Raw genomic sequence first — 11,926 nt, forward strand, 5'->3', positions numbered from 1 at the left:
ATAAAAAACAAACTCTTCTCCTAAAAAGGGAAGAGCTTTGTCGTGGTTTACGATCATACAGTGTCTTGCCACACGTTAAATTTGTTTCCATCCGGGTCCTTGAATTTAAACTGCAAACCGCAGCTGCCGTGGTCGACCAACGACTCAACATCGACTTCATGTTCGCGCAGCCTCTTATGAAGCTCCACGATGTTCTCCACTTCGAATGTCAGTGAGAACATTTCGTAATTTTCGCCGTCCCATTGGTTAGTAATAAAGTTTGCGTTTCTCTTGTCGACGGTTTCCATCAGGAACAGCCACTGACCGTCTCCCAGGACAAGAATAGCTCCATCCGGTTCGCGCTTCCTGACCGTTAATCCGAAAGTCTCCTCATACCATTTGGCAGCGCGCTCCAAGCTGGACACGGGTAAGTAGTTGCAAAGAACCCTCTTTAGCATTGGTTTCTGTGCCAGCTGCTGTTTCTCCGATTCTTGTGATGTTTTTTCCGCCATTTTTCAGTTCACCTCTTATTTAGTAGATTCGATATATAGACGATACCAATTGATCAAATCCGTCGTAGCCGTAAAATTTTTATTTCAATTCCACGGCATTATATTTGTTACCGTCAACATCATAGAAAACAAAAAGCTTACCGAATAATTTATCGGTTTCGAGGGGCTCGATTTTAACGCCGTCCTTATTTAACTGTAACCATAAATCTTCAACATCGGACACCGAGAAAGTCAGCACCGGGATTTCTTTTGGAAAATGAGAATCACATTCAAGCAAATACAGTTCATGACCCGATTCCAATTGCAGATTGCCATGAGCGCTCATTCCCAGATGAAAGTGACGCACGAACCAGTCTATCGTTTGTTTTTTTATTTGTAACCGGGATATAGAAATGCCCCATTCTTTTCAACACTTGCTCGGCAACCCTCTGCTCGAAATCACGACCCAGCCGATACGTTCGGAAAAAAGGCTCGAAATCAGCGGACAGGTGGAGCTTCAGCGTTTCCCTGGCGCGGCGAATGCGGCTTTCTACTGCGGATACGGATAGATTCAGAAATTGACCGATGTCTTTCATCGGCCAATCGCTTAAATAGTGAAGTACGACAGCGGATTTACTTTTTTCCTCTAACGTCTGTAACGCGCTCCATATCGCTTCTTGAAGTTCATGCTGATCAAGCCAGGAATCGACGTCGCGCGATGTTTGGGTAATCGCTTCTATGTAAGGCATTGTTGTCTTTTTCTTTTTTGCGAAGTCTAGACTGGTTCGATACGCGATCGAATAGAGCCAGCTCCCCAACCGCGAGGGGTCATTCAATGTATGTAAATGATTGTAGCATTTCACAAAAGACTCTTGCGTAACATCTTGGGCTTCATGGAAATCCCCTAAAACGCTGTATGCAACGGAAAGCAGGGCATTGGAATAGCGAAGCACGATGGCGCGAAAAGCACCCAAGTCGCCGGCTTGCGCGTCGCTTATGAGTTCTTGATCGGTCCGAGGTGTATTTTCTTTCACTAAATATCACCGTCCACTGTTTAAGTTGTTCTCCAGCGGTGTGCGATTTCCTCCATTAATAGGAAAGCAGAAAAATAACAATGGTATAGCCGTCATAGACTACGGAGGTTCGTGGAAAGAATTGTGTTTCGACAAGTATGATTTGACAGAATTTTGAATAAAGTTGTGTTAAAGTGGAACTTAGTTCTTAATAACGAACAATTATTTTAATATTAATAATGGGAGGGAATGAATGAAGATATTAGTGTGAATGTTTGAGCGTAGTTATATCCATCCATTAAAATCATGAGGTGATTTAAATTGAGAAGAACCGGTGTTCTGTTTATAGTATTCTCATTTATTATTGGCTTATTAGGGACGGCAGTCTATGCGGCAGTACCATCTAAAGGCGTCGAGCTCGAATGTTGTTCCATTATTGAGTTAGTATCCAATAATGGGCAAATCGGAGCGATCAGAGTCAGCAACGATGATAATAATCTTTCTGTAGAAACGTACTTATGGTCTGACACAATGAAGATATTAAACTACAATGTCGCAGTAGCTAATGTTCCTTCAGAATTACCGAATAGTCCGGGAGATACGCCTAAACCAGGCCTATATTCGATTAGCAGGACTGTAACAAGTGATTTTACACGGCAAATAGATAGTTTTAGCTATAGTAATTTAAACCCCGATTTAATTGCGTTGGCTGTTTTTGCTAAGGTTCAGGATGAAAATGGTCAGCTCATTACTGTATGGGGTCGAGGCGTCCCTATGACAGATAAGAATTGGCCTGAGTACTTTGAATACTCTAAGCGAGCAGGTTGTCCGGCAATAGAAGTCCCGCCTAAAACACCTACTAGTCCGCGAACCATCGGCTATTGGAAAACTCATGCGGGTTTTAATGGCAATAATGAAGATGTCGTTACCCAATATCTCCCTATCACTTTAGGCAATGTCACTGTTAACACTGCAGCATTTGCAGTAGAGGTTCTCACTTTCAAGAGTTTTGAAGGAGGATCGTCAAACGGGTATAACAAGCTGGCTGCACAGTTGCTGGCTGTGAAGTTAAACGCTATCAATGGCGCTGATATCGCCCCCATAGCCTCAACAATTATCGCCGCAGATGCAGCTTTGTCATCCGTGAACGTAAGCCCATGGTCAGTGCTGACCAAAGCAGAAAGATCTAATATTTTATACTTAATGTCCACATTGGATGAGTATAATAACTCTGAATTTTAAAGCCAATCACATCATCAGAATTTCACGACCATTACGGCCGCCACCATTATCAAGCCTATTAAGCAACCTTGACTCGGTATTCCCCGGGTTAAGGTTGTTTAATTTTCCATGGAATTGTAATGATCACGCTTTTCAGGCGAGTGAAATAAAGCTTTATTGAGTCCTGCCTTTTCTCCGCATTAAAAAATCCCCTTGAAGTAGACCGTAGTGTCGGATTTGAACACCTGTCTACTAAAAGGGGATAATATCTACTTCCATAATCCTCACCGGCATGTGCGGAAGCAAAGCCGGACATAGAAAGCAGAAGCCCCATCACCCACAAAAGTACCTTCTTCACGCGTTATCCTCTCCTTATTGAGAAAATTTACGATACATATTGTATCATATCACTTAATTATGGAAAAACCCATGAAATAAGGATCTATTTCCCAAGTCAATATGCTGTGTTAGCCGGATCAAGTTTGTATGATAAAATAGACCTAGAAATTAGGATGCGGGGGGACAGCCATGCGCTTTATTAGCAACAACAATATCACGGATCCGTCGTTGAATTTGGCATTAGAGGAATACATCTTGCGTTCTCTGCCCAGCGATGACGATTATTTGCTTTTCTATATTAACGAACCGTCGATTATCATCGGCAAAAACCAGAATACTCTAGAGGAAATCAACACCGAATATGTTGAGGCAAACGGTATTCATGTCGTTCGCAGACTTTCTGGCGGCGGCGCAGTTTACCACGACTTAGGAAATCTGAATTTCAGTTTTATTATGAGAGATGACGGAAAGTCGTTTCATAACTTTAAGAAGTTTACCGAACCCGTCGTTCACGCGCTGCGGAAGCTCGGTGTAGAGGCGGAATTAACGGGACGAAACGACCTTCAAGTCGGTGAACGCAAAATATCCGGTAACGCGCAATTCTCAACAAGAGGGAAAATGTTCAGCCACGGCACATTGCTCTTTAATTCCGAAATCGACAATGTCGTTTCCGCATTGAAAGCCAACGCGGAGAAGTACTCCTCCAAATCAACAAAGTCGATCCGCAGCAGGGTAGCGAATATCTCTGAATTTCTCGCGGAGCCGATGACCATCGAACAATTCAAGCAGAGGTTGTTAGAGGCTCTTTTCGAAGAACACAGTGAAATTCCATACTACGACTTGAGCGAGCAGGATTGGGCCAATGTAAGGAAGCTTGCAGAGGAGCGCTATCGTAACTGGGATTGGAACTATGGACAATCTCCCGCCTTCAACGTGCGCCACACGAAGCGGATTGAAGGAGCGGGTACCTTCGATGTCCGCCTTCAGGTAAAAGACGGCATTATCATAGACGCAACAATATACGGAGACTTCTTCGGCCGGGGTGACGTCAGCGAGCTGGCTGCTAAATTTAGCGGCACGCGCTATGAGGCAACCGCTCTGAAAGAGCTGATTGATGAAGTTGACCTGCAATTTTATTGCGGACCCGTGACGAAAGAACAATGGTTGGATTTGATAATTTAACGACTTGGCACACTGCCTCCCCTGTTATACGGGGGAGGTTTTTCATGTCTGCAGAGTTGCTGGATTGAAAATAGTGGTAATGCAAAGGATAGAATCATTCTTTCCAAGGGGGAATCATCCTGAGCGAACAGCGTACGCAAGCGGATAGACAGCTGGTTAGGGGCCTGAAGGCCCGGCATATGACGATGATTGCAATCGGGGGATCCATCGGAACCGGATTGTTCCTCGCCAGCGGGGGAGCGATCTCTTCGGCCGGCCCGGGCGGCGCGCTGCTCGCTTATGCGGCAATCGGATTCATGGTTTATTTTCTCATGACCAGCTTGGGCGAGATGGCCGCGTACATGCCCGTGACCGGATCGTTCAGTACGTATGCAGCGAGATTCGTCGACCCCGCATTTGGCTTCGCGCTGGGATGGAATTATTGGTTCAACTGGGCGATTACCATAGCCGCAGAAATAGCTGCCGCAAGTATCATCGTCAAATACTGGCTGCCGGATGTATCCACCTTGGCGTGCAGCGCTGTGTTTCTTGCCATTATGGCAGGAATCAACTACTTATCCGTACGGGCTTATGGGGAATCGGAATACTGGTTCTCTTTGATCAAAGTCGTGACCGTTGTGATTTTTATAGTGGTCGGCGTGCTCATGATTCTGGGAATCATGGGTGGGAAAGCAGTCGGCTTTCACCATTTCACTGAAGGGGCGGCGCCGATCCGGGGAGGGTTCTTAGCCGTGTTCGGCGTGTTCATGGCTGCGGGATTTTCGTTCCAGGGCACGGAGCTGATCGGCGTTGCGGCGGGGGAAAGCGAGGAACCTGAGAAAAATGTGCCGAAGGCGATCAAGCAGATTTTTTGGCGGATACTTATTTTTTACATTTTGTCTATCTTGATCATCGGTATGCTGATTTCTTACCGGGATCCGCTTCTGCTTCAATCCGGAATTGAAAATATCGCGGTGAGCCCCTTCACGGTCGTATTCGAACGGGCAGGCTTCGCATTCGCAGCTTCAGTGATGAACGCCATTATTCTGACTTCCGTATTGTCCGCAGGGAACTCGGGCATGTACGCTTCAACCCGCATGCTCTGGGTACTCGCGCGAGAGGGGAAAGCACCGTCATGGTTAAAGTTTATTAACAAACGAGGCATCCCGACAGCTGCCCTGGCCGTAACGGCGGCGATCGGAATGCTCGCTTTTCTGGCTTCCTTGTTCGGTCAAGGCGTTGTTTACGTATGGCTGCTTAACGCTTCCGGAATGAGCGGATTCTTGGCATGGCTCGGCATTGCCATCAGCCACTACCGGTTCCGCAAAGCATTCATTGCGCAAGGTCATCGTTTGGATGAGCTGCCATACCGGGCGCGATGGTTCCCTTTCGGACCGCTTGTTGCCTTCGTGATTTGTTCTCTGGTTATGCTCGGACAGGGCTATGCGCAATTTCTCAGCGGGCAGATCCAATGGGCGGGTGTGGCCGCCACTTACATCGGATTGCCGTTGTTCTTGATACTGTATTTAGGTTACAAGTTGAAATATCGTACCCGGATCGTCCCGCTCAAGGATTGCCGTTTCAAGGATTAAAGCAACTGAGTTCCGCTATTTTTTGATTTTTTCGGACCTGGTTGGCGGAAGGCTTTAAGTTTCTACCACACTGCAATCGTACCATCCGTGCGGAAGTCCGTGCCTCCGACTAACATACCATTGTCCGCTCGCAGAATGATTTGACCGTTACCGAAAGATCGCGTATCCAGAGCTCTTCTCATGTCATGTCCTTTACGAGCAAGGCTGTGAGCGATGTGATCCGGGAAGCGGGGCTCGATCTCAACGGTTTTGCCCTTGATCCACTGCCATCGCGGGGCATCTAGCGCAGCTTGTGGATTGAGATGGAAGTCGAGCATGTTCATCACCACCTGAACATGACCTTGCGGCTGCATAAAACCGCCCATGACGCCGAACGGGCCTACCGCCTTTCCTTCCTTCGTCATGAATCCCGGAATAATCGTATGGTAGGTTTGCTTCCCGCCCTCCAGACGATTGTTATGATCAGGGCTCAGTGAGAAGGAATGGCCTCTGTTCTGCAACGAAATACCGGTGTCCGGGATGACGATTCCCGATCCGAAACCCATGTAATTGCTTTGAATGAAGGATACCATATTGCCTTCCCCATCCGCTGCCGCAAGATAGACGGTCCCGCTTCTCCCGGGCTCTCCCGCAAGCGGCTCAAGCGCCTTCTCCCCAATCAGCGCGCGTCTTTGCTGCGCATATGCTACGGATAACAACTCCTCTATGGAGACACTCATTTTATCCATTTGAGTTATGTACTTTAATCCGTCCGAAAAAGCCAGTTTCATCGCTTCAATTTGCTTATGGAAGCTGTCAACCGTATCTCTGGCAGGGAAATCATAGCCTTTCAAAATGTTAAGAGCGAGCAAAGAAACTAATCCTTGGCCGTTAGGCGGAATTTCCCAAATATCGTATCCTCTATAGCGCACATTAATGGGAGCGACCCACTTGGGAGAATAGGCGGCCAGATCTTCTTTTCGGAGAAAACCGCCATGCGCTCGGGAGAAGGCATCCATTTTGTCGGCCAATTCTCCGTGGTAGAACGATTCGGCTTTCGTCTCCGCAATACTTCTGAGCGTGCGCGCATGGCCGGGCGATCTCCAGAGCTCCCCGATTTCCGGAGCTCTTCCATTCGGCGCAAATGTCGTGAACCAATGTTCAAACTCTGCGCCGCCTGCTTTCTTATAATTTCTAAAGGCAATTTTCCAGGAAACGCTCAGCGTGGGCGATACCGGGTAACCATTTTCTGCGTAATAGATTGCCGGTTTAAGTACGTCCGTTAACGGCAGTCTGCCGAACCGTTCGGATAAAGCCGCCCAGGCTGACGGAGCGCCGGGTACGGTTACGGGAATCAAGCCATAGCTTGGCATTTGCTCATAACCGGCCTGTTTCACTGCGTCAATAGAGATACTCTGAGGGGAGGGGCCGCTCGCATTCAGGCCGTGCAGCTGCCCATCGGTCCAGACGATTGCGAATGCGTCTCCGCCGATTCCGTTGGAAGTCGGTTCCACGACCGTTAGGCAAGCGGCTGTCGCAATGGCTGCATCGATCGCGTTGCCGCCCGCTTTCAGAATATCCAGCCCCGCTTGTGCAGCGAGCGGCTGCGACGCCGCCACCATGCCGTTTTTGGCGTAGGAAACCGTGCGTTGAGAGGAATAGGGATAGGATAATGCATCGAAGTTCATCAAATTTACCTCCCGCAGTATCAATCTAATTGATTGGATTATAATTCATTTTTCACACCCGAATGCGGGTTTTTTTGTTGTGTTCGCATAGACGCGAGTAGGATGAAACTGTAAAATCTATGCTGTGCCAAAATGGAAAGAGGAAAGTGGTGAGCCCTTTGTCATTTGTGACCCGGCTGCTTTGGTTTTTTAAATGGAGATGGCGTTACTATGTTCTTGCAATCGGCTTCATGACGGGTGTCAGTCTGCTCAATCTCATCCCTCCCAAAATGATAGGAAACACGATCGACCATATAAAAAATGGAGACTTGACCTCCTCCGGGTTGAGTGCGACCATTCTATGGCTTGTATGCTTATCGCTGCTTTTGTATGTGATGACCTATTTTTGGATTACGACTTTGTTCGGGAACTCGGCGCTGCTCGAAAAACTTCTGAGAGGGCGATTTCTCGAGCATTTGACGAAAATGAAGCCTGCTTTTTTCCAGCGTAACAGCACGGGCCAGTTAATGGCTTTGGCCACCAACGATGTATTGGCGATCGGCCAGACTTCCGGATACGGTGTAATGACACTGGTGAACACACTCGTAGGAGCGTCTGTGGTCATCATTACAATGATAACCTTCATCAGCTTCAAATTAATGCTTGCGGCTCTCATCCCGCTGCCTTTTCTCGCTCTGGTCATCAATAAGCTGGGCAAACAGATGAGGACACGCTTTCTTCAAGCGCAGGCCGCCTTTGGGACCATGAATGACCATGCGTTGGAATCCATTTCCGGCATTCGTGTCATTCGTTCCTATGTGCAGGAAGATAACGATTTGTCCGCGTTCGACAAAGTGACCTCAGACGTCCGGAATAAAAATAAACGCGTGTCCTTGATTAACGCGCTCTTTCATCCGGTCATTTCGCTGATCGTCGGAATGAGCTATTCCATCGGTATAGGCTATGGGACATATCTCGTTTTTCAAGATGAGATCACGCTGGGACAGCTGATTACGTTCAACATATATCTCGGAATGTTGATCTGGCCTATGATCGCGTTCGGCGAGTTCATTAATGTGCTGCAGCGGGGCAGCGCTTCGGCTGACCGTCTGGAGACGACGCTGGCTGAAAAGGCGGATGTGGAGGACGTGGAAGCGCCGGTCCCGATCGAAGTGCCGGAAAGCATCGAGATGAAACGCTTATCTTTTACTTATCCAAATTCGGGCTATCCGAGCCTTGATCACATTTCCTTCCGCTTGGAGCGGGGAGAAACACTCGGCATTGTAGGCAAAACGGGCAGCGGTAAGAGTACGCTGCTGAAGCAATTGCTGCGTCAATATCCGGTTGAGCCGGAAAAGCTGTTCATTTCCGAAATCCCTGCAGAGAGGATTGCCTTGGATCAAATCAAAGGCTGGGTCGCCTATGTGCCTCAGGAGCACTTGCTGCTCTCGAAATCGATTCGCGACAACATCGCATTAGGCAAGCCGGATGCTTCGGCCGATGAGATTGACAGAGCGGTGGAGATGGCTTCTTTTACGCAAGATATATCCCAAATGCCTGAGGGGCTCGGCACCATTGTCGGTGAGAACGGCGTCATGTTGTCGGGAGGGCAGAAGCAGCGTCTGGCGATCGCAAGGGCTCTTCTGATCGATTCCGAGATTTTGCTGCTGGACGATGCGTTGTCTGCGGTGGACGCACGCACCGAGAGCCGAATTCTTCATAACATCCGCATAGAACGCGCAGGTAAAACGACACTGATCACGACGCATCGTCTATCTGCCGTCAGCCATGCCAACTGGATCCTGGTCCTGGACGAAGGACGGATCATCGAGGAAGGCACCCATGACCAGTTAATCCTGTTCGGCGGATGGTACAAGGACCAGTGGGAGCGCCAGCAGATGGAAGCCAGCCTGGAAGAAGAAACGGGAGGTATGTGATGCCGAATCAATCTACGGCGAGAAGACTTCTCGCTTATGCCCTTGTCTATAAATACCGGATTATCGGCGCGCTGCTCATTCTTTGCTGTGCGGTCGTCGCGGAGCTTGGCGGTCCGTTCATTATCAAGACGATCATCGATAATCATCTTGATGCCGAGACGGGCGAACTTGCGCCGGTGCTCGCGTTGTTAGGCTTGTATCTCGGGCTGCTGCTCATTGCTAGCGTCGCTAATTTTACACAATCGTACATTTTGCAATCTACGGCGTTACAGATCATCAAAAACATGCGTATGGATCTCATGCGGCACATTAACCGTATTCCGCTGCGGTATTTCGATAACACGCCGATCGGTCAGGTCGTATCGCGAATCGCTAACGATACGGAGGCGGTTCGCGACCTGTTCATGAGTTTTATGGCCACATTCGTCGTGAGCATCGTCCAGTTGACAGGCATCTACACGGCACTTTTTATTCTGGATGTGCGGCTGGCCTTGCTCTGCTTGCTACTGCCGCCTCTGTTCGCGTTGATTATGCGGATCCATTTGAAATACTCCAAGGTATACATCTCCATCATGCGCGCCCGCCTGAGCGACATGAACGCTATGCTTAACGAGTCGATCATCGTCATGCCGGTTATTCAGGCATTCCGCCGGGAGAAGCGGACGCGGGACGAATTTGAGCAGCTGAATGAAGATCGCTATGCGAATCAACTCAAGCAGTTCAGGGTTTTCTCGTTGTCTTCCCGGAATATCGTGAGCACAGTAGGCGGCTTGGTTACCGCTATGGTGATCTGGTATTTCGGCAGGGAGTCGCTGTCTACGGCGATCGCTTACGGTGTTTTCTATGCTTTTATCGACTACTTAGGCCGCATTTTCCATCCCATTATCGGCATCTTCGACCAACTGACAAATGCGCAGAGAGCGTTCGTATCCGCTGAGAAGGTGTTTGCCATCATGGATATGGACGGCTTGGACGTTGCGCAAACCGACCGTGTCAGCCGTCCGGAAGGTGAAGTCAAATTCGACAACGTCACATTTGCCTATAAAGCCGAAGACAATGTTCTGAAAGGCATCTCGTTCGAGGCGCGTAAAGGGGAGACCGTTGCGCTGGTCGGGCATACAGGCTCCGGGAAGAGCTCCATTATGAACCTGCTGCTCGGCTTCTATGAACCGGGTGGCGGGAAAATAACGATTGATGGCCGCGACATCTCAACATTGTCCAAGCAAGCGCTTCGGAAGCACATGGGCATTGTGCTGCAGGATCCGTATCTGTTCGCCGGCGATATCAAATTTAATGTGAGCCTGTATAATCGGGACATTTCAATGGAACAGGTGAAAAGGCGTTGAGGGACGTAGGAGCGGCACCGTTTGTGGAGCAGCTCCCGAATGGTTATGATGAACCGGTTGTGGAGAGGGGCAGCACGTTGTCATCCGGGCAGCGGCAGCTCATTTCCTTTGCCAGAGCGCTCGCTTTCGACCCGTCTATCTTGATATTGGATGAAGCGACGGCAAGTATAGACAGCGAGACGGAAGGGCTTATTCAGCGAGCGTTAAAAGTAGTCAGCGAAGGGCGAACGACATTGGTCATCGCACATAGATTATCAACGATTCGCGACGCCGATCAGATTCTGGTGCTGCATCGCGGCGAGATCGTGGAGCGGGGCAATCACGAGACGCTGATGGCTTTGGGCGGCCGCTATTTCAAAATGTATCAACTGCAAAAAGGGGAAAGAGCACCGGCCCATCCTGCCCCGGTATTAGGAAGTAATACTTTGTAACTAAAACTTGAATATTAAGCGTATGGTTGATTTGGAAACGATGGCTGCCGGAAAAGGTGGAAAGGGTGTAATCATGCTGACGATTACGAATTACAGTGCGGAGCTGGTGAAAGACCCGTTCGGGATTTTATCCGGCAAGCGGTACGAGTTTTTGCTGGATCTCGAAATCCCGGAGGAAGATGAGCTATACTCCGAAAATGGAATATATGCGAGGGTTATTTTCAGAGCGGATGAGAATCAGCAGGACATCGTGAGCTATGATTTCATCGAGAGATCGACGGACCGTGTTCTTGATTTCGATATGGAAACTGAAGAGGCCGCGGTGATCGCCGAGTTCTGCAGAGAACACTTGCCGGAATCATGACGCACACAACAAAGGAATCCGCCTTGATTCAGGCGGATTCCTTTTTTTAAGCACTAACGTTGCGGCAGATTGGTCATCGCGTTCATCTCGCTGCGGATGAATGCAATGAACCGTTTGGCTTCCTCTTCCGTGAGTTCTCTTCCGTCAAGGGTTAATTTGAAGGCATCCAGAGCGGAGCTGTCCGAATGCGTCAAATGATCGATGAACGCCTGAACTTTCTCATCCGGAATCATGGTGGAGCTTTGAGAAAAGCTTGTGCGGTAAAATCCTGGACTTTTTTGATGCATGTTCATTATCTTCCCCCCTTTGCCTCCATAGGTTGACTGCGGTCAAAGTCCCTCTACTATACAATTCGCTGATGAGCGGGAGTTTAAGACCGTCACAACAGAAAAAATGATCCAAAATG

General features: G+C 48.7%; 11 protein-coding genes and 1 pseudogene. 6 read left to right on the top strand and 6 right to left on the bottom strand.

The features are described from left to right. Positions 1-53 precede the first annotated feature (53 nt). The 3 genes from SD71_RS03840 to SD71_RS03845 all read right to left on the bottom strand — a co-directional run bounded on the left by SD71_RS03840 (position 54) and on the right by SD71_RS03845 (position 1,504). Positions 54-491 (bottom strand): VOC family protein, encoded by a 438-nt coding sequence (locus SD71_RS03840; RefSeq protein ID WP_041059934.1) that lies wholly within the window; start codon positions 489-491, stop codon positions 54-56. Positions 492-570: 79 nt separating this feature from the next. Next, positions 571-816, bottom strand: a complete 246-nt coding sequence (locus SD71_RS25785) for a VOC family protein (protein ID WP_326998692.1) — start codon at positions 814-816, stop codon at positions 571-573. Continuing rightward, the gene (locus SD71_RS03845) at positions 776-1,504 is read right to left on the bottom strand and encodes an RNA polymerase sigma factor (RefSeq protein WP_235426980.1); all 729 of its coding nucleotides are present in this window, start codon (positions 1,502-1,504) and stop codon (positions 776-778) included. Before SD71_RS03845 ends, SD71_RS25785 begins: the two co-directional genes overlap by 41 nt. Positions 1,505-1,804: 300 nt before the next feature. Between SD71_RS03845 and SD71_RS03850 the strand changes: the two genes are divergently transcribed. Next, a complete protein-coding gene (locus SD71_RS03850) occupies positions 1,805-2,725 on the top strand; it encodes a hypothetical protein (protein ID WP_041059936.1) in 921 nt (306 codons plus the stop codon). An 88-nt stretch (positions 2,726-2,813) separates the two neighbouring features. Here SD71_RS03850 and SD71_RS03855 read toward each other — a convergent pair whose 3' ends face one another. Then, positions 2,814-3,062: a hypothetical protein gene (locus tag SD71_RS03855; RefSeq protein ID WP_041059939.1), complete on the bottom strand. Its 249-nt coding sequence runs from the start codon at positions 3,060-3,062 to the stop codon at positions 2,814-2,816. A gap of 170 nt (positions 3,063-3,232) precedes the next feature. On the opposite strand from SD71_RS03855, the gene SD71_RS03860 reads away from it, so the two are divergent. Together SD71_RS03860 and SD71_RS03865 are read left to right on the top strand one after the other, a co-directional pair. Continuing rightward, positions 3,233-4,225 carry a lipoate--protein ligase gene (locus SD71_RS03860; RefSeq protein ID WP_041059941.1) on the top strand — a complete coding sequence of 331 codons (993 nt, stop codon included), beginning with the start codon at positions 3,233-3,235 and terminating at the stop codon, positions 4,223-4,225. A 179-nt stretch (positions 4,226-4,404) separates the two neighbouring features. Beyond that, complete coding sequence (locus SD71_RS03865; protein ID WP_152619329.1) at positions 4,405-5,796, top strand: amino acid permease; 1,392 nt, start codon at positions 4,405-4,407, stop codon at positions 5,794-5,796. A 62-nt stretch (positions 5,797-5,858) separates the two neighbouring features. Here SD71_RS03865 and SD71_RS03870 read toward each other — a convergent pair whose 3' ends face one another. Continuing rightward, on the bottom strand, positions 5,859-7,466 hold the full coding sequence (locus SD71_RS03870) for a gamma-glutamyltransferase family protein (RefSeq protein WP_041059948.1): 1,608 nt from the start codon (positions 7,464-7,466) through the stop codon (positions 5,859-5,861). A 155-nt stretch (positions 7,467-7,621) separates the two neighbouring features. Here SD71_RS03870 and SD71_RS03875 point away from each other — a divergent pair, with 155 nt between their 5' ends. The 3 genes and pseudogenes from SD71_RS03875 (at position 7,622) to SD71_RS03885 (ending at position 11,520) form a co-directional block, all read left to right on the top strand. Continuing rightward, on the top strand, positions 7,622-9,379 hold the full coding sequence (locus SD71_RS03875; RefSeq protein ID WP_041059991.1) for an ABC transporter ATP-binding protein: 1,758 nt from the start codon (positions 7,622-7,624) through the stop codon (positions 9,377-9,379). After that, positions 9,379-11,156: pseudogene (locus tag SD71_RS03880) on the top strand (ABC transporter ATP-binding protein). The gene SD71_RS03875 and the pseudogene SD71_RS03880 overlap by 1 nt, the downstream one beginning before the upstream one ends. 73 nt (positions 11,157-11,229) lie before the next feature. Further along, a complete protein-coding gene (locus SD71_RS03885; protein WP_041059995.1) occupies positions 11,230-11,520 on the top strand; it encodes a DUF6509 family protein in 291 nt (96 codons plus the stop codon). Between the two features lie 53 nt (positions 11,521-11,573). Here SD71_RS03885 and SD71_RS03890 read toward each other — a convergent pair whose 3' ends face one another. Next, positions 11,574-11,813, bottom strand: a complete 240-nt coding sequence (locus SD71_RS03890; protein WP_052475919.1) for a hypothetical protein — start codon at positions 11,811-11,813, stop codon at positions 11,574-11,576. Positions 11,814-11,926: the final 113 nt, after the last annotated feature.

The organism is Cohnella kolymensis (assembly GCF_000829465.1).
GTDB lineage: Bacteria > Bacillota > Bacilli > Paenibacillales > Paenibacillaceae > Cohnella > Cohnella kolymensis.

What these genes read in the sequence shown, in the direction of transcription:
- SD71_RS03840 (WP_041059934.1), bottom strand. Translation starts at nt 491, where the DNA reads ATGGCGGAAAAAACATCACAAGAATCGGAGAAACAGCAGCTGGCACAG.
- SD71_RS25785 (WP_326998692.1), bottom strand. Translation starts at nt 816, where the DNA reads ATGAGCGCTCATGGCAATCTGCAATTGGAATCGGGTCATGAACTGTAT.
- SD71_RS03860 (WP_041059941.1), top strand. Translation starts at nt 3,233, where the DNA reads ATGCGCTTTATTAGCAACAACAATATCACGGATCCGTCGTTGAATTTG.
- SD71_RS03865 (WP_152619329.1), top strand. Translation starts at nt 4,405, where the DNA reads ATGACGATGATTGCAATCGGGGGATCCATCGGAACCGGATTGTTCCTC.
- SD71_RS03885 (WP_041059995.1), top strand. Translation starts at nt 11,230, where the DNA reads ATGCTGACGATTACGAATTACAGTGCGGAGCTGGTGAAAGACCCGTTC.
- SD71_RS03890 (WP_052475919.1), bottom strand. Translation starts at nt 11,813, where the DNA reads ATGAACATGCATCAAAAAAGTCCAGGATTTTACCGCACAAGCTTTTCT.